Source organism: Hymenobacter sp. UYAg731 (assembly GCF_054061335.1).
Map to the genome: position 1 here is coordinate 860,487 of NZ_JBSSEC010000003.1, position 18,548 is coordinate 879,034.

At 66.6% G+C, this 18,548-nt stretch carries 9 protein-coding genes; 5 read left to right on the top strand and 4 right to left on the bottom strand.

Annotated features, from left to right (window positions below):
• Positions 1–14: 14 nt before the first annotated feature.
• From ACVWYF_RS11870 to ACVWYF_RS11890, 5 genes are all read left to right on the top strand, one after another.
• Positions 15–965: a GDP-L-fucose synthase family protein gene (locus ACVWYF_RS11870; protein WP_457068129.1), complete on the top strand. Its 951-nt coding sequence runs from the start codon at positions 15–17 to the stop codon at positions 963–965.
• Between the two features lie 177 nt (positions 966–1,142).
• On the top strand, positions 1,143–2,351 hold the full coding sequence (locus tag ACVWYF_RS11875) for a glycosyltransferase family 61 protein (RefSeq protein ID WP_457068131.1): 1,209 nt from the start codon (positions 1,143–1,145) through the stop codon (positions 2,349–2,351).
• Between the two features lie 60 nt (positions 2,352–2,411).
• Positions 2,412–3,641: a glycosyltransferase family 61 protein gene (locus tag ACVWYF_RS11880; RefSeq protein WP_457068133.1), complete on the top strand. Its 1,230-nt coding sequence runs from the start codon at positions 2,412–2,414 to the stop codon at positions 3,639–3,641.
• Between the two features lie 166 nt (positions 3,642–3,807).
• Positions 3,808–4,821: a glycosyltransferase family 2 protein gene (locus tag ACVWYF_RS11885; protein ID WP_457068135.1), complete on the top strand. Its 1,014-nt coding sequence runs from the start codon at positions 3,808–3,810 to the stop codon at positions 4,819–4,821.
• Between the two features lie 301 nt (positions 4,822–5,122).
• Positions 5,123–6,502 (top strand): hypothetical protein, encoded by a 1,380-nt coding sequence (locus tag ACVWYF_RS11890; protein WP_457068137.1) that lies wholly within the window; start codon positions 5,123–5,125, stop codon positions 6,500–6,502.
• Between the two features lie 149 nt (positions 6,503–6,651).
• On the opposite strand, the gene ACVWYF_RS11895 is transcribed toward ACVWYF_RS11890, so the two are convergent.
• The 4 genes from ACVWYF_RS11895 to ACVWYF_RS11910 all read right to left on the bottom strand — a co-directional run bounded on the left by ACVWYF_RS11895 (position 6,652) and on the right by ACVWYF_RS11910 (position 18,501).
• Entirely contained in the window at positions 6,652–8,106 is a 1,455-nt protein-coding gene (locus tag ACVWYF_RS11895) for a DUF4886 domain-containing protein (protein ID WP_457068139.1), read from the bottom strand.
• A 93-nt stretch (positions 8,107–8,199) separates the two neighbouring features.
• Entirely contained in the window at positions 8,200–12,207 is a 4,008-nt protein-coding gene (locus tag ACVWYF_RS11900) for an InlB B-repeat-containing protein (protein WP_457068141.1), read from the bottom strand.
• A 65-nt stretch (positions 12,208–12,272) separates the two neighbouring features.
• Positions 12,273–17,171, bottom strand: coding sequence for an InlB B-repeat-containing protein (locus tag ACVWYF_RS11905; protein ID WP_457068143.1), 4,899 nt, complete (start codon positions 17,169–17,171; stop codon positions 12,273–12,275).
• 115 nt (positions 17,172–17,286) lie between these two features.
• The gene (locus ACVWYF_RS11910) at positions 17,287–18,501 is read right to left on the bottom strand and encodes an ATP-grasp domain-containing protein (protein WP_457068145.1); all 1,215 of its coding nucleotides are present in this window, start codon (positions 18,499–18,501) and stop codon (positions 17,287–17,289) included.
• Between the last annotated feature and the right edge of the window lie 47 nt (positions 18,502–18,548).

The window sequence follows — 18,548 nt, forward strand, 5'->3', positions numbered from 1 at the left end:
TCGCTTTTTTACTCATGGAAAAGAATTCCAGCATCTACATCGCGGGCCACCGGGGCATGGTGGGCTCGGCGCTGCTGCGCGAGCTCACGCGCCGGGGCTATACCAACCTCATCACCCGCACCTCGGCCGAACTCAACCTGCGCAACCAGGCCGCCGTGGCCCGCTTTTTTGCCGAAAACCGGCCCGAATACGTGCTGCTGGCCGCCGCCAAGGTGGGCGGCATCCACGCCAACAACACCCTGCGGGCCGATTTCATCTATGAAAACATCATGATTGAGGCCAACGTGCTGCACGAAAGCCAGCGCTGCGGCGTGCGCAAGCTGCTGTACCTGGGCTCGTCGTGCATCTACCCCAAGCTGGCCCCGCAGCCCATCCGGGAGGAATACATCCTCACCGGCCCGCTGGAGCACACCAATGAGCCCTACGCCATTTCCAAAATCGCGGGCGTGAAGATGTGCGAGGCCTACCGCGACCAGTACGGCTGCAATTTCATCACGGTGATGCCCACCAACCTCTACGGCCCCAATGACAACTACGACTTGGAAAGCTCGCACGTAATGGCCGCCCTGCTCCGCAAGTTTGCCGAAGCCGTGCAGCTGGACCTGCCCCGGGTGGACGTGTGGGGCACCGGCACCCCGCGCCGCGAGTTCCTGCACGTCGACGACCTGGCCGAGGCCTGCCTCTTCCTGATGGACCACTACGACGAAGCCGGCCCCGTGAACGTGGGCACCGGCCAGGACTTGTCCATCCGCGAGCTGGCCGAGCTGATTGCCGAGCTGGTAGGCTACGCGGGCGAAATCCACTTCGACTTCTCGCGGCCCGATGGCACCATGCGCAAGGTGCTTGATGTGAGCCGAATCCATGCCCTGGGCTGGCGGCACCGCATCTCGCTGCAAGCCGGCCTGCGCCAGGTGCTGGCCTCGGCCGAGTGGCAGGCCGCCACCCAGGGCGTGCCCGTGGAATAGCTGGGTCGACTTGGCGACTAAAAAAACGTCATGCAGAGCGCAGCGAAGCATCTTTACCTCGATAGTAAATGATATGCTTGCGCGGTAAAGATGCTTCGCTGCGCTCTGCATGACACCCTATTCAAAGCACACATCCTAGCTGACCACCATCCGCTTCATCCTTTTTCTGCTGTGAAAATGCCTGACATTCTGAACCGGGGACGGCAGCGGGCGGGCCGCCTGCTGCGCGAGCTGCTGCCCCGCCGCCAGCACCTCCGCCCCGTGGGCGTGCATCCCGCCAGCCCGGCCCTGGCCGCCCGGCCCGGCAGTGGTGCCCGCTACACCGAGGTGTACCCCGCGCAGGTATCATACCTGAACGTGACGCCCGACCTGTATGCCCACACCACCGACTACGGCGGCCTGCACGCCAAGCCCAACCGCGTGGAGCACGCCCCGGCCGCCTTCGTGCTGGCCCTGGCCGAAGGCCGCCTGCTGGCCGACAATGCTTTGAGCGTGGCCGTCATCAGCCCCGACAACCGGCTGGTGGGCGATGCCTCGTTTCAGTACGACCCACTGCGCTCGGACCTAGCCCGGCCCGAGGAAAACAACGTGTTTGCCCAGCGCTGGTTTTCGGAGCCGCGCCGGGTGCGCGGCACGGTGGCCAGCCTGCTGTCGGGCGGCGGGGCGGCCGTGGGCAACTATTACCACTGGCTGATTGACTCGCTGCCGCGCCTGCACCTGCTCAAAAAAGCGGGCTTGTGGGATGAAATCGACTATTTTCTGGTGTATGATGGGCGGCGGCGCTTTGTGGCCGACTCACTCCGCGCCCTGGGCATCCGGCCCGAGCAGGTGCTCGACCTGCGCACCCACCGCCACCTCGTGGCCGACCGTCTGCTGGTGACCTCGCCCGTGCGCGGCGCGGGCACCCACACCCCGCAGTGGGCCTGCGCCTTCCTGCGCGACGAGCTGCGCGCCGCCGCCGCCCCCCAAACCTTCAGCCCCTACGTGTACCTGAGCCGGCGCGACGCACCCGCCCGCCACGTCCTCAACGAGCCCGCCGTGGAGGCCCTGCTGCGGCCCTACGGCTTCGAAACGCATGTACTGGGCGACTACAGCTTTAGCCAGCAGCTGGCGCTGTTTGCCGGGGCGCGGGCGGTGGTGGCCCCCACCGGTGCGGGCCTGGCCAACCTGGTGTTTGCCCCGGCCGGCACGCCGGTGGTCGAGCTGTTTCCCCGGCACTTCACGGTGGTGGAATACCCCGAGCTGTGCTACCGCCTGGGCCTGAGCCACCGCTACCTGGTGGCCGATGCCGCCAATGGCACCCTGAACTCCCGCCGCGCCGGCTGGCGCGAAAACCTCACCGTGGACCTCAACGCCCTCAGCAGCTGCCTGCACCAAGTGCTCTGATGCCCGGCACGGCCACCTGTTTCCGGGCTGCCCCCCTCCCACCAGCAACCTTATCTGATTATGCAAGACCTCCTTACCCGAGCCCAACGGCGTACCGGCCGGCTGCTGCGCGACCTGGTGCCGCACAACGAGCACCTGCGCCCCACCGGCGTGCATCCCACCGCCAGAGCCCTGGCCAACCAGCCCGGCAGCGGTGCCCACTACGTGGAAGTGTACCCCGGCTACACCTCCCACCTCGCCGTGCCCAATGAGTTCGTATCGCTGGCCCCGGCCTACTACGACCGCATTGCCGAGCAGGAAGAAGTGGCCGCTGCCTTCGTGCTGCTGCTGCCCAACGCCCGCATCAACGCCGACCATTTTGGCACCCTGGCCGTGATAGCGGCCGATAACTACCTGGTGGGGGATGTGTCGCTGCAGTTTTCGGCGGGCAATTTCGCGGTGGCCCCGGCGGCGGAAAACCCCATTTTCCGGCAGCGCTATTTCCGGGCACCGGGCCAGGTGTCGGGCACAGTGTGCAGCCTGTTATCGGGCGGCGGCGCGGCCATGGGCAACTACTACCACTGGCTGCTCGACTCGCTGCCGCGCCTGCATTTGGTGGAAGAAGCCGGCCTGTGGGACGAAATCGACTACTTCCTGATTTACAGCCGCGAGCAGCACTTCGTGATGGAAACGCTGCTGGCCCTGGGCATTCGCAACGAGCAGATTATCGACCTGCAAACCACCACCCACCTGCGCGCCCAACGGCTGCTGCTCACCTCGCCGGTGCGGGGCACCGGCCGCCACGCCCCAGCCTGGGCGGGCACGTTTATGAAGGATGCCTTCCGGCCCCTGGCAGCCACGGCGGCCCGCGCCACCCGCTTCAGCCCGCTGGTGTACGTGAGCCGGCGCGATGCCGCCTTCCGGCGCGTGCGCAACGAGGCCGAGGTGGAGGCCCTGCTGGCCGAATACGGCTTTGAGAGCTACGCCCTCACCGAGCTGAGCTTCCGCGAGAAAGCGGCCCTGTTTTCCGGGGCGCGGGCGGTGGTGGGGCCGGTGGGCGCGGGCCTGGTCAACATTCTTTTTTGCGCCGAGGGCACGCCGCTCATCGAGCTGCTGCCCCGCAACCTGGTGGTGCCCGACTACCTCGACCTCACCGCCCGCCTCGGCATGCCCCACTTCCCCATCATCTGCGCCCTGGAATCGGCCTCGGCCCAGCGCGCCACCGCCGACCGCCAGGACGACCTCACCGTGGACCTGGAAGCCCTGCGCCAGGCCGTGGAAGTAGCCCTGCGCCAGCCGGTGAATGCGTAGCGCCAGCAACCGGTCCGACCGCCCTAGGCGGTCCGACCGGTTGAAGAACCACCGATGCTCATTCAGACATCCCTCGCCGTTATTACGCAACCGGTCGGACCGCCTAGGGCGGTCAGACCGGAGCACGAGCTGGAAACCAGCATAAATTCCTACCCCAAATTTCGCCATGCCTTCCGTACTGATTTCCGTCGTCAGCTGGAACAGCGCTGATGTCATCGAAGCCTGCCTGCGCTCGATACTGGCCCAAACCTATGCCGACTTTGAGGTGTGGGTGGTGGACAATGCCTCGGCCGATGACACCTGCGCCCGCGTGGCCGCCCTGGCCGCCACCGATGCCCGCGTACGCCTGCACCCGCTGCCGCGCAACACCGGCTTCTGCGGCGGCCACAACTACGCCCTCGACCGCACTGCCTCCGAAGCCGTGCTGCTGGTGAACCCCGACATTGAAATGGCCGTGAACTACCTGGGCCGGGCCATGGCCACGCTCCGCGCCCACCCCGGCGCGGGCACGGTGTGCGGCCTGCTGCTGCAAAACCCGGGAGCCGCCCCGCGCATCGACAGCACCGGGCTGGAGGCCCTGCCCGACGGGCGCTTCCGGCTGCGCCACCACGGCCAGCCGTTGGCCGAAACGCCCCTTATTGCCGGGCCGGTAGACGGGGCCGATGGCGCGCTGCCGCTCTACCGCCGTGCGTTTATTGATGATTTGCGAGTGGACGGGCAGTTTTTTGACGAGCGGTTTTTTGCCCACAAGGAGGACTGGGACATTGCCTGGCGCGGCCGCCTCTACGGCTGGAGCACCGTGTTTGAGCCCGCCTGCCGGGCCCTGCACCCGCGCGAGTTCCGGCCTGCCGACCTGCGCCGCCGCCTGCGCCTGAACGGCACCATCAAGGCCGACGCCGTGAAAAACCAGTGGCTGCTGCTGCTCAAGAACCCGCCGGCGCGGCAGCTGCCGGGCCTGTGGCTGCGGGCGCTGCCCCGGCAGCTGGGCATTCTGCTCTACTGCCTGCTGCTGGAGCGGCCCTCACTGCGGGCCTACCGCTACGTGTGGCAGCACTGGGGCGGCATCCAAGCCACACGGCGGCTCATTCAGGCACGGGCGGCCCAGCCGGGGCCGATGATTTCTACGCAGCTGGCGGCGGCCTCCCGACGGGCGGCGTATGCACCGGCTGCCACCGCGTAGCAGTTGCGAAATTCTTCCTTATAATGGGTAAAAAAGGGTTTATCACGGCCCATTATCAGCTCCGGCGGGGGCCGGTAATGGGCCGTGTGCTTTGATGTGGCCGGGGCAGGGCGGGGCTTACGCGTCGCTGGCCGGACCATTCACCTCAAAAAGTTACAATAAGCAGAACCGCAAACTATAAAAGTTTATATTTATTATTTAATTATATATATTATATTTGTTATAACTCATCTATGGATACTGACCCCAAAGGCCAGCGTCCGGGCGAGCCGATGAAGTATCCACTTTACGCCTCCCAATTATGAAAGTCAAGGTCTACTTATCGTTGTTAATCAGCCTGTTTACCTGGGCGAACTTACTGCTCCCCACTTGGGTGGTGGGCACCGGAGCCACGGCGGCGGCGGCCTCCATCACCGGCTTCACGCTGGTGAATGCCGACACCGACCTCGACCTTTTTGCCCTGACACCGGGCATGGTGCTGGACCTGGCCACGCTGCCCACCCGCAACCTCAACATCCGGGCCGATACCGACCTGCCCCTGCCGGGCAGCGTGGTGATGAACCTGACCGGGGCCCAAACGCGCAACGAGACGCAGGATTTTGCGCCGTACGCGCTGTTCAGCGATTTTCAGGGCGACTATTTCCCGTGGTCGCCGCCCGTGGGCAGCTACTCGCTGCTGGCCACGCCCTTTGCTGACCCCGGTGGCGCGGGGGCCGGCGGCGCGCCCCTCACGCTCAGCTTCACGGTGGTGAACTCGGTGGGCGGCATCACGAGCTTCACGCTGGTGAACGCTGATACTGACCTCGACATCCAGACCATGACATCCGGCATGACGCTCACGCTGAGCGCACTGTCCACCCGCAACCTGAACATTCGGGCCAATACCACGCCGGCCATAGTGGGCAGCGTGGCCTTCGACCTCACCGGCCCCCAAACCCAGTCGGGCATCGAAAACCAGGCTCCGTATGCGCTGTTCAGCGATTTGAATGGGGATTATACCGCCTGGACGCCGGTAAGCGGCACCTACACCCTCACGGCCACGACTTTTGACGGGGCGCAGGGCGGCGGCACGCAGGGCTCGGGCCTGACCATCAGCTTTGTGGTAGTGGCCCCGCCGCTGCCGGTGCGACTCACGGCGTTTCTGGCCGAGCCGCTGGGGCCGGGCGTGGTGCAGCTGCGCTGGAACACGGCCACCGAGGAGCAGAACAAGGAATTTGTGGTACAACGCAGCGCCGATGGGCTCACTTTCATGGCCCTGGCCCACCTGCCCGGCCACGGCAACACCACGCTGCCGCAAGCCTATCAATACAACGACAAGCAGCTGCCCGCCAACCTGAGCCAGCTGTATTACCGGTTGCAGCAGGTGGACGTGGACGGCACGAGCAGCTACTCGCCGGTGCGGGTGGTGGCTGTGGTGCCCGGCGCGGCTTCGGCCCTGCTCCAGGCCTACGTGCCCACGCCGGCCGATGGCCTGGGCCTGCTGCACTACACCTTTGCCGGCCCGGCCACCGGCACCGAGGAGCTGGTGCTGTATTCCATCATGGGGCAGCAGCTGGGGCGTTATCCGCTGGCGGCCTCGGGCAGCGGCACGGTGCCGGTGGCCGGGCTGGCGGCCGGCACCTACGTGCTACACCTCGTGAACGCGGGCGGCAGCTACGCGGGGCGCTTCGTGCTGCCGTAGTTGCTACCCAAGAAACAAGCAAGGCCGTCATGCTGAGCGCAGCCGAAGCATCTCTACCGCAGTGGTAATCCATTCGATTGGGTTTACTCTTGCGGCAGAGATGCTTCGGCTGCGCTCAGCATGACGTTTTGGGGTGATTCGCACTGCCCTCATTCCCGCACAAACGTGCGCCGCACGCACCCGGCGGCCGTTTCCAGCTCCAGCTGATAAAGGCCGCCGGGCAGGCAGGCCAGCGCCACGGTGGCCTGCCCGCCGGGCATGGCACCCTGCCGCAGCAGCTGGCCGAGGTGGTTGCGCACGCGGTAAGCCGTGGCGGCCGGCCCCGTGATAAAGAGTAGCTCCCGGGCCGGATTGGGGTAGAGCGACACCGCCGCCGCTGCCGGCCCCACTGCCACCACCGGCGAGAAAGTGGCCGAGCCGCTTACATCCACCTGCCGCAGGCGGTAGTAGAGCGCGGCCGGCGGAGCCAGGGCATCGGGCACTGCATAGCGTTGGGGCTGGGAGGAATTGCCGCCTCCCGGCACGGTGATGATGGTGGCAAAGGCCGCGCCATCGGGGCTGCGCTGCACATCGAAGCGGGCATTCTGCTGCTCGCTGGCGGTGGTCCAGCGCAGCTGCACGCCGGCAGCCTGGCGCTGGGCGGCAAACGCGGTGAGCACCACCGGCAGCGGCCCGGCCGCCGCCAACACCTGCTGAAACGCGATTTGCTGCAAGGCCACGGCGGCGGGGCCGGGGATGTCGAGGGCCACGGCGGCCTGCTCGGCGGGGCCGAGCGTGCGCGGGTCGAGGCCGGTGAGCTGGGCAAACAACACGCAGGCGGCCAGGTACGAGCCCCACTTGCTGGCGTGCTGGTGGTCGGGGCTCCACAGGTTGAGCTGGCTGGCAGTGGGGTTGTTGTAGGGGTCGCGCACGGCGATGCCGGCCTGCATGGCCCGCAGCCAGGCATCGCCCACGGGGGCCACGGCGGCGAAGCGCGGATTGTGGGCGGCGAGGTAGGCGTAGGCTCGGCGCAGGTCGCGCATCATGGTATCGAGGGGCAGGCCCGAGTAGGGCTGGCCGGCGGGATAGGTCATATCGGCCCGGGGCCAGGTCTGGAACAGGTAGACCCGGGCGGCGGGGTTGCCGGCATGCACGGCCTGCTCCAGGCGGGTGGCATAGGTCAGAAAATCGGCGGGCTGGCCGGTGCGGGCCACGGGCAGGGGTTGCGTGCTGCTTTCCTGAAGCACCACCTGGTCCCAGGAGGCTTGCTGCACCACGGCCAGGGCGTTGGTGCAATGGTAGGTGAGCGTAGCCGTGTTCACTACTTCGATGTGAACCTCGTAGGCCCGGCCGGCCTGGTCGGCCATCTTCTTGAAAATGCCCGGGATGCCGCCCCAGGGGCCGGGCGTGGCGGGGTCGACCTGGTAGCGGGGGTTGCCGGGCGGCAGGCCATAGTTTTCGTCGATAATGCCGGCGGCGTTGTAGTTCAGCACCGGCGCAGCATTGCCGTGCGTAAAGCTGTTGCCAACGAATAGAACGCGCGTTTGGCCGGAAGCTGGCCCGGCCAGCAGCGCGGCCCAGCAGCAGCAGCTCAGCAGCCAGAAAGGGTGTAAGCGACGCACCATACCAGAGAGTTGAAAACGAGAGATAAAACGGGGCGAAAAAAACCCTCGTGGCCCGTACCGGACCACGAGGGGGAAGCAATTCGGCTGCGGCAGCTACTGCCGCAGCAGCTTGAGCCGGGCGGCGGCGTGGTTGTTTTCGAGCAGCAGGTAGTAGAATCCGGTGGCGTTGATTTCGTGCGAGAAATCGAGGCGCGTCCCCGCGCTATCGCCCCGGAGAGTGCCGGTGGCCACCGTGGCCCCCAGCGCCGTGAGCAGGCGGTAGCGCACCGCGCCCTGCAAGGCTTCGGGCAGGCGCAGGTAGAAGCGGCCGTCGGCGGAAGGATTAGGGTAGGCCGCGGCCGGGACGAGGCTTGGCCAGGCGGGCGCGGCGGGTGGCGCCGCCGCCACGCGGGCCGCCTGGTTGGTCACCGTGAAGCTGACGCTGAGCGGGGTGCCGGCCGTGCCGCCATTATCGGCGGCGGGATAGGCGGTGGCGGTGAGGGTGTAGCTGCCCACGGCGATGGCCGGCGTCCAGGGGTTGTAGTCGCCGTTGGAATCGGCAAACAGCGCGTACGGGGGCAAGTTCTCGTTGTGAGTTACGGACTGCGCGCCGCCCAGCACGAAGAGCACGCTGCCCACCGTGGCCGGGCTGGTGGTGGCCCGGACGGTGAGGTTGGCCGTGGGCAGGGTGGCCAGGTTCAGCACCGCGCCCGTGGTCAGGGGCTGGATATCGAGGTCGGAATCAGCATTTACCAGCGTCAGGGCGGTCACCTGCGGGCCGGTGGCAGCGGTGAAGGTGGCCGTGATGGATTTGTTGGCCGTCATGGCCACGCTCAGCGGATTGGTGCTGCCCGTGGCGCTGCCGCTCCAGCCCGTGAACGTGAAGCCCGCCCCCGGCGTGGCCGTGAGCGTTACGCTCGTGCCGCTGAGGTAGCTGGCCGCGTTCGGGCTTTTGGTCACCGTGCCGCTGCCTACCGTGGCGGTCGTCAGGGTGTAGGTGGGGCCGGCCTGGTCAACCACGCTGAAGGTGACGCTGAGCGGCGTGCCGGCCGTGCCCCCGCCCCCGCCCGCCGTGAAGGGCGTGCCCGTGAGCGAATAGCTGCCCACCGCCGGCGTCCACGGATTGTACGCCCCGCCAGCGTCCGAAAACAGCGCGTAGGGCGCTACCGACTCGGTCTGGTCCCTGGTGGCCGCGCCGGTCAGCGACATTGCCACGCTGCCCACCGTGCCCGGGTTGGTGTTGGCCCGCACGTTCAGGTTGCGGGTGGGCAGCGTGGCCAGGTTCAGCGTCGCCCCCGTGGTCAGCGTCTGGATGTCGCCATTCGTGTCGGCATTCACCAGCGTGTAGCTTATCACGCTTTGCCCGGCCGGAATGGCGGTGAAGGTGGCCGTGATGTTCTTGTTGGCATTCATCGTCACCGACAAGGGGTTGGCCGTGCCCGTGGCCGCGCCGCTCCAGCCGCTGAACTGGAAGCCAGCTGCTGGCGTAGCCGTTAGCGTCACGCTCGTGCCGTTGGCGTAGGTGGTTTGGCTGGGGCTTTTGGTGATGGTGCCGCTGCCAAACACGGCCGTGGTGAGCGTGAACGGCCCCGGCGTGCCGGTATCCGTCACCGAAAAGCTGATGGACAGTGCCGCGCCCGGCGTGCCCGTGCCGCCGCTGCCTGAGTACGGCGTGGCCAGCAGCGTGTAGTTGCCCACGGGCGGCGTCCAAGGGCTGTAGTTGCCGCCCACGTCGCTGAACAGTGCGTAGGGTGCCACCGATTCGGTCTGGTTCTGGGTTTGGGCCCCGCTCAGGGCCATCACCACGCTGCCGGTGGTGGCGGGGTTGGCATTGGCCCGGATGTTCAGGTTGCGGGTGGGCAGGGTGGCCAAGTTCAGAATCGCGCCGTTGGTGAGGGCCAGAATGTCCACGTCGGCATCGGCATCGACGAGGGTGAAGCTGGTGGCGTTGCAGTTGGGGTCGAGGCGCACTTCCTGGGTGGTGGCCAGGCCGCCGGCATCGGTCACGGTGAGCAGGATGCGGTAGTAGTAGGTTTCGGCCCCGCAGCCGTAGGGCACGATGGTGGTGCTGGTCTGGCGGGTGGTGTCCACGGGGTCGGGGTGCTCGTGGCTGGCGTGGTGCAGAATGGTCTGCCACTGGTAGCTAAGCAGATGGCCGCTCTGCTCATTGTCCACCACGGTGGCGCGCAGCTGGTAGGTGGTATTGCCCGTGAGCAGGTACTGCGTGCCCGCCGCCGGGCTGGTGATGGTGACCTGCGGCGGCGTGTTGTTGGCCGAAATCAGCAGCGAAGCCTGGCTGGTCAGGCCCTGGGCATTGGTCACGGTGAGCGTGACGGTGTAGTTGGTGGCGGCCGAGGTGGGCGGCGCAAACGTGTGGCTGGGGTTGGCGGCCGCGCTGGTGGCGGTGCCATCGCCGAAATCCCAGCGGTAGGTCAGCACCCCGCCGTTGGGGTCGGTCGAATTGCTGCCCGTGAACTGCACGGTGAGCGGGCCGGCCCCGTAGGTTTTGTTGGAAGTAGCCACCGCCACCGGCGGGCTGGCCGCGGTGACGTAGCTGATTTTGCGGATTTCCGAGGGGTAAAAGTTGACGTAGAACAAGCCCGTTTCGCCGGGGCTGGTGGCGAAAGCCACCGGTACAGCCCCACTGGGCACGAAGTCGCCCACCACGCTGGGCTGGTTGCTGGCGTTCACGGTCAGGCTGCGAATCCAGCCGCCCACGTAATCGCCGAAAAAGTAGGTATTGCGGTATTGCGCCGGAAAATCAGTGTAGGGATAAAACACCCCGCCCGTGGAGGCGCTGCCCCCAAACTGCGAACCCGCCACCGGCGAGCCCGCCGCGCCCAGGTTGCTGGTAGTGGCCGTGCTGCCGCTGAACGTGCCCGTGCGCGACGGCCCCGGCCCGTGGCCCCAGTCGATGAGCGGCCGGGTGTGTACAAACGTGGGAATGCTGGCGGGCACGGTCTGGGCCGTGTTGCAGGAATTGGGAAAAGTAGCCGTGCCCGTGGGCGTGGCCTGCCTGATGAGGTCCTGGAAATAGAAAAACTGCTTGGTGCAGCCGCCCGTGTTGTAAAGCGGGTTGGGCGCGTCGCGGTTGTACACGTTCGAGGTGGTGAAGGCGTCGTAGGGCGTGAGGCCCTCGAACAGCGGCCAGCCGAAATTCTGGCGCGGGCCACTCACCACGTCCACTTCCTCCCAGCTGGCCGCGCCCACGTCGCCCAGGTAAATGGTGCCGGGGTTACCGGTGGCCGGGTCGGTGCTGCCCGTGCCGGGCTTCCGCGTTATCCGAAACGGGTTGCGGAAGCCCAGGGCCCACACTTTGGAGCGGGGCGCGCCGGGGTTGGCGGCATCGTAATACGGGTTGCTGGCCACGCCATTGCCGTTGCTGGGGTCAATGCGCAGGATTTTACCGTTGTAGCAGTCCACCAGCTGCGCCCGCAGCGAACCCACGTTTTCCTTGGCCGTGATGATGCCATCGGCTAGGGCCTGGGCCGCGTAGGTGGCGTTGTAGTTGCCCAGGTCGGGGTACGGATGGGCCCCGTCGCCGGTGGCCACCAGCAGGGTACCATCGGAGCCAAATTGCAGCGCCGCCGTGACGTGGCCGTTGAAGGTGGACGGGATGCCGGTGGTTTTGGTGGCCCCGAGCAGGATTTTGCGGCTGGCCGGGTTCACGGTGTAGCCCGTGCCGCTGGCCGTGGCCGTGTAGCGCGTGAGCCGCCCGATGGTGGCGCTGTAGTAGTCGTTGGCGGTGGCGCTGTAGCTGGCCGTGCCGAAGTTCAGCAGGTAGTGCCGGTCCACCACGTACAGCAGGTACATATAGCCGTTGGTATTGAAGCTGGGGTCGAGGGCAAAGCCCAGCAGGCCCTGGTCTTCCCAGGCCCCCACTTCCTCGGTGATGTCAATTAACTGCTGGCGCTGGCCGTTCACCACCACCCACACCTTGCCCGGCCGCTCCCACACAAACATCTTGCTGCCGGTGCTATTGAAAGTCAGCCCGACGGCCTCGTTCCAGCCCGCCGAGACGGTGGTGGAGGTGAAGCCCGTGGGCGGCGTCTGGGCCTGCCCCCAGCCGCCCCAACAAATCAGCACAATGGCCAGCAGAAAACCCGTAAGTGACGATTTCATGGCGAGAAGAAAAGTGGATTTGCAGAAAAAGAGAGCGGAAGAAGAGCAGCTGGCAAAAACCGGTGTTACTGGCGCAGGAGCTTGAGTTGAGCGGTATGCTTGCCGTCCTCCAGCAGCAGGTAGCTGAGGCTGGTGCCGGAAAGCGGCTGGGCAAAATCCAGCTCGGCCGTGCGCGCCCCGGCCGGCAGCGTGCCGCTGGCCAGCGTGGCCCCCAGCACCGAAATCAGCCGGTAGCGCACCTCACCGGTGAAGGCGGCCGGCAGCAGCAGGTGGAAGTGCCCGTTAGGCGAGGGGTTCGGGTAGACCTCGGCCGGAGCCAACGCCGCGTTGCTGGCGGTAGCCGCCGCCACCCGCGCCGCCTGGTCGCTCACGCTGAAGGTGACGGTGAGGGCCGTGCCGGCCGTGCCCCCGCCCCCACCGCCCGTGTAGGGCCGGGCCGTGAGCGTGTAGCTGCCCACCGCCGGCGTCCAGGCGTTGTACACGCCCGCGCCGTTATCCCCAAACAGCGCGTATGGGGCCACCGACTCGGTTTGGTTCTGGGTTTGCGTCCCGCTCAGGGCGAAGACCACGCTGCCCACCGTGGCCGGGCTGGTGGTGGCCCGCACGTTGAGACTGCGCGAGGGCAGCGTGGCCAGGTTCAACGTCGTGCCCGTGGTCAGGGCCTGGATGTCGGTGCCGGTGCTCGCGTTCACCAGCACGAAGCCGGCCAACTGCTGCCCCGCGCTGGCCGTGAAGGTGGCCGTGATGGTCTTGTTGGCCGTCATGGCCACGCTTAGCGGATTGGTGCTGCCCGTGGCGCTGCCGCTCCAGCCCGTGAACGTGAAGCCCGCCCCCGGCGTGGCCGTCAGGCTCACCGTCGTGCCGCTGAGGTAGCTGGCGGCGTTCGGGTTTTTGGTGACGGTGCCCGTGCCAGTGGTGTTCACCGTCAGCGTGTAAGTGGTGGTCGTGGTGGCCGTGAAGGTGGCCGTGATGTTCTTATTTCCATTCATGGTCACGCTGAGCGGGTTGGCGCTGCCGCTGGCATCCCCGCTCCAGCCCGTGAAGGCGTAGCCCGCCCCCGGCGTGGCCGTCAGGCTCACCGTCGAGCCGCTGGCGTAGCTGGCCGCGTTCGGGCTTTTGGTCACCGTGCCGCTGCCTACCGTGGCGGTCGTCAGGGTGTAGGTGGGGCCGGCCTGGTCAACCACGCTGAAGGTGACGCTGAGCGGCGTGCCGGCCGTGCCCCCGCCCCCGCCCGCCGTGAAGGGCGTGCCCGTGAGCGAGTAGCTGCCCACCGCCGGCGTCCACGGATTGTACGCCCCGCCAGCGTCCGAAAACAGCGCGTAGGGCGCTACCGACTCGGTCTGGTCCCTGGTGGCCGCGCCGGTCAGCGACATTGCCACGCTGCCCACCGTGCCCGGGTTGGTGTTGGCCCGCACGTTCAGGTTGCGGGTGGGCAGCGTGGCCAGGTTCAGCGTCGCCCCCGTGGTCAGCGTCTGGATGTCGCCATTCGTGTCGGCATTCACCAGCGTGTAGCTTGTCACGCTTTGCCCGGCCGGAATGGCGGTGAAGGTGGCCGTGATGTTCTTGTTGGCATTCATCGTCACCGACAAGGGATTGGCCGTGCCCGTGGCCGCGCCGCTCCAGCCGCTGAAGGCATAGCCCGCTGCTGGCGTAGCCGTCAGGCTCACCGTGCTGCCGCTGAGGTAAGTGGCCTGGTTCGGATTCGGTGTCACCGAACCGCTGCCCACGGTGGCCGTGGTGAGCGTGTAGCTGGTGGGCGTGCCGCCGGTTTGCTGCCAGAGTTCCATGCCCGAAAAGTTGGGCCAGCCGCCAGTGCTGGTGAACTGCACCGAGCCCGGGGCAGCCAGCGTCACATTATAGGGCCCCAGCCGGGCCCAGGTGCCGCCGGGGCCGGTGCTGTAGTTGTTTAGTACGGCTTGCCCGTTAAGGGACAGGTTGATTACCTCAGGGCTGCTGTCTTCCCACACGTACAGGTAGGCCTGGTAGGTGCCGGCGGGCACGGCCGAGAGCGTTACGCTCAGCCCAGGACCGAAAACGGCCTGCCGAATCATGCCCGCGCGCACGGCATCGGTGGCCGGAATCAGGGCCACGGCCTGGTTCTCGAAGGCAGAGCCGTTGGTGGAATAGTTGGCCGCCGTGGAGCCGCCCCAGGCGTTGCCATCCAGCGTGAGGGCCGGCCCGCCCAGGTTGATGGCCCGGTAAAACGTGTACCCGCCGCCCGAGGTGGCCGTGAACGTGGCCGTGATGGATTTATTGGCCGTCATGGTCACGGTGAGCGGGTTGGTGCTGCCGCTGGCATCGCCGCTCCAGCCGGTGAAGGTGAAGCCCGCCGCCGGAGCGGCCGTCAGCGTCACGCTGCTGCCGCTGGCATAAGTGGCCGAATTCGGGTTTTTCGTCACGGTGCCGCTGCCCACGGTGGCCGTGGTGAGCGTGAACGAACCGGGGGTACTGGAATCCGTGACCGTGAAGCTGATGGAGAGCGGCGGGCGGGCGGTACCGGTGCCATTGGCCCCGCTGTAGCCGGTGGCCGTGAGCTGGTAGTTGCCCACCGGCGGCGTCCAGGAGTTGTAGTCGCCATTCACGTCCAGAAACAGCGCGTAGGGGGCCGTGTTATCGGTCACGGCCTGGGTTTGGGGGCCGGTGAGGGAAAACACCATGCTGCCAGTGGTGGCCGGGTCGGCATTGGCCCGGATGTTCAGGTGGCGGGTGGGCAAGGTGGCCAGGTCGAGAATCGCGCCATTGGTCAGGGGCTGAATGTCGGCATCGGAAGCGGCGTCAGCGTCCACCAGCGTGAAGCTGGGCGTGGTGCAGTCGGGGTCGAGGCGCACTTGCTGCGTGGTCGAGAGGCCGCCGGCATCGGTCACGGTCAGCGATACGGTGTAATAGTACGCTTCGGCCCCGCAGCCGTAGGGACCCACCATGGTGCTGGTTTGCCGCGTAGTATCCACGGGGTCGGGGTGCTGGTGCGTGAGGTGGTGCAGCACGGTTTGCCACTTATAAAAGAGCAGGTGGCCGCTCTGCTCATTGTCCACCACGCTGGCCGCCAGCTGGTAAGTGGTGTTGCCCGTGAGTGGGTACACCGTGCCGGCCGTCGGACTGGTAATAGTGACCTGCGGCGGCGTGTTATTGGCCGAAATCAGCAGCGAAGCCTGATTGGTCAGGCCCTGCGGATTGGTCACCGTCAGCGTGACGGTATAGTTGGTGGGGGCCGACGTGGCCGGCGAAAACGTGTGGCCGGGGTTAGCCGAGGAGCTGGTGGCCGTGCCATCGCCAAAATCCCAGCGGTAGGTCAGCACCCCGCCGTTGGGGTCGGTCGAATTGCTGCCCGTGAACTGCACCGTGAGCGGGCCGGCTCCGTAGGTTTTATTAGAAGTAGCCACCGCCACCGGCGGGCTGGCCGCGGTGACGTAGCTGATTTTGCGGATTTCCGAAGGGTAAAAGTTGACGTAAAACAGCCCCGTTTCGCCCGGACTGGTGCCAAAAAACACCGGCACGGCCCCGGTGTCCACAAAGTTGCGCACCGCGCTGGGCTGGTTGCTGCTGTTCACGGTCATGCTCCGAATCCAGCCGCCCACGTAGTCCCCAAAGAAATACGAGTTGGCATACGGGGCCGGAAAGTCAGTGTAGGGGTAAAAAACCCCGCCCGTCACCGAATTGCCCCCAAACTGCGGCCCGCTCACCGGCGAGCCCGCCGCCCCGATGTTGCTGGTAGTAGGCGTGCTCCCGCTGAAGGTGCCCGTGCGCGACGGCCCCGGCCCGTGGCCCCAGTCGATGAGCGGCCGGGTGTGTACAAAGGTGGGAATGCTGGCCGGAATCGATTGCGCCGTATTACACGGGTTGGGGAAGGTGGCCGTGCCGCTGGGCGTGGCCGGTTTGATGAGGTCCTGGAAATAGAAAAACTGCTTGGTGCAGCCGCCCGTGTTGTAGAGCGGGTTGGGCGCGTCGCGGTTGTACACGTTCGAGTTGGTAAACGCCGGATAGGGCGTCAGTCCTTCAAACAGCGGCCAGCCCAGGTTCTTCCGGGGGCCGTCTATCACCGTTATTTCTTCCCAGGTAGAGGCCCCCACCATGCCCAGGTAGAGCGTGCCGGGGTTGCCCTGGGTGGGGTCGGGGTTGCCGGTGCCGGGCCGCAGGCTCATGCGGAAGGGCGTGCGCAGGCCCAGCGTCCAGACTTTGGAGCGGGGCGCGCCGGGGCTGGCGGCGTCATAAAAAGGGTTGCTGGGCACGCCGTTGCCGGTGGCAGGGTCCAGGCGCAGGATTTTACCACTTAGGCAGTCTACCAACTGGGCGCGCAGGGCCCCCACGTTTTCCTTGGCGGAGATGATGCCATCGGCGAGCGCCTCCGCGTAGTAGGTTTCGTTGTAGCTGCCTAAATCCGGCGCCCAGTGGGCCCCGTCACCGGTTGATACCAGTAGCGTGCCGTCAGTGCCAAACACCAGCGAGCCGGTGCAGTGGCCGTCGTGGGTTGAAGGAATGCCCGTGCTTTTGGTGGCCCCAATCAGGATTTTGCGGCTGGCCGGGTTCACGGTGTAGCCCGTGCCGCTGGCCGTGGCCGTGTAGCGCGTGATGCGGCCAATGGTGGCGCTGTAGTAGTCGTTGGCGGTGGCGCTGTAATTACCCGTGCCAAAGTTCAGCAGGTAGTGCCGGTCCACCACGTACATCAAATACATGTAGCCGTTGGTGTTGAAGCTGGGGTCGAGGGCAAAGCCCAGCAGGCCGTGGTCGGCCCAGGCCCCTACTTCCTCGGTGATGTCAATCAACTGCTGGCGCTGGCCGTTCACCACCACCCACACCTTGCCCGGCCGCTCCCAGACAAACATCTTACTACCCGTGCTATTGAAAGCAAAGCCCACCGCCTCGTTCCAGCCCGAGGAAACAACAGTGGAAGTGAAGCCCGTGGGCGGCGTCTGCGCACGCAGCGGCTGGCCGCCCACCAGTAGCAAGGCGCAAAAAATGACAGTCAAAACACTTTTCATGGCGAAACTGGTGCGAATGCATCGGATATAAGCGTGAAGTGGATGAAGAAATGAATAGGTTTCGATGGCCGCCCCAGCCCCCGGCCGCAGCCGGGCAGCGGGCCTAGTCCTCGTCGGTGAGGAAGCGGTAAATCTTGGTCAGCGGGTCGCCCAGAAAAGCGCCCACGCTGGTGTCGCGCAGCGAAAACCGCACGTCATCGGGCCGGCGCACGCGGCGGCCGTAGCGGTACTTGAGGTAGTTGGCAAACGGGATGTAGCGCCCCTCCCGGAATGGCGCGGGAGCCGCCGCCCGCCCGGCCGCTACCTGGCAGGCCAGCAGCGGGAAATTCACGCCCGCCGCCAGCGCCGAGCCCACCACCGTGAGCCAGAAGCGGGTGTTGATTTCGATGACCTTGATTTGGCGGGTGCGGGCGTCGTAGCGCAGGTCGAGGTGGGCTACGCCGTTCCAGCGCAGGGCCTTCATCAGGCGGTCTACCACGGCCAGCACGGCATCGTGATGCACAAATTCGATGGCCTCGGTGGGGGCGTATTCGTCGCCCGTGGCCACCAGGCCCTTCTGAATGGAATGGGCAATGAGCTGCCCGTTCTGGTACAGCACGTTGCAGTCGATGTCGTAGCCCGCGATGCAGTTCTGCACGATGTAGCGGCTGCCGGCGGGCAGCGCGGCCACGGCGGCCAGCAGGGCCTCGGGGGTGGCGTAGCGCACAATACCCCGGCCGCCGGCCCCCTCAATGGGCTTCAGCAGCACCGGGAATTCGAACGTTTCCAGCTTGGCCGCCAGGTCGTGCCGAATGTCCACGATGGTGTCGGGCGCGGGAATGTGGTGCTCCTGCATGAACGCGCCCAGCAGGCCCTTGTCGGTGGCAATTTCGTAGTACGCGGCGGCCGGCAGCGGCAGCAGCCGCGTGGCCTCGGCCAGCGCCGTGCGGTGCGCAATCACGAAACGCATGCCGGCCACGTCCACCGGCAGCAGCACTTCGGCCCCGGTGGCCCGGGCGGCGTTCTGCACGAAGGCCACGAATACCTCCGCCGGGCTTTCGGGCGCGAGCAGGTGAAACGAGCGCACGTAGCTCGAAAACCGGTACGGGCTCCGCGCATCGCGCGACAGCAGATGCACCCGCACCCCGGCCTGCCGGCTCAGGCAAAACAGCACGGCCCCCGTGAGGCGATACTCGCCCTCCAGCACCAGCACCGTGAGCGGGGCCGTGGCGGGGCGCGGGGCGGCCGGGGCCGCGGTTTCGGCCGGGGCCGCGGCATCGTTTTGCCGCGTGGGCAACGGGCCGGGGTGTTTCAAAAACTCAACCAGCGTGGGATTCATGGCGACGAAACTTCGGTGTAATAGCAGGAAAAAGGCGGCTTTGGTTG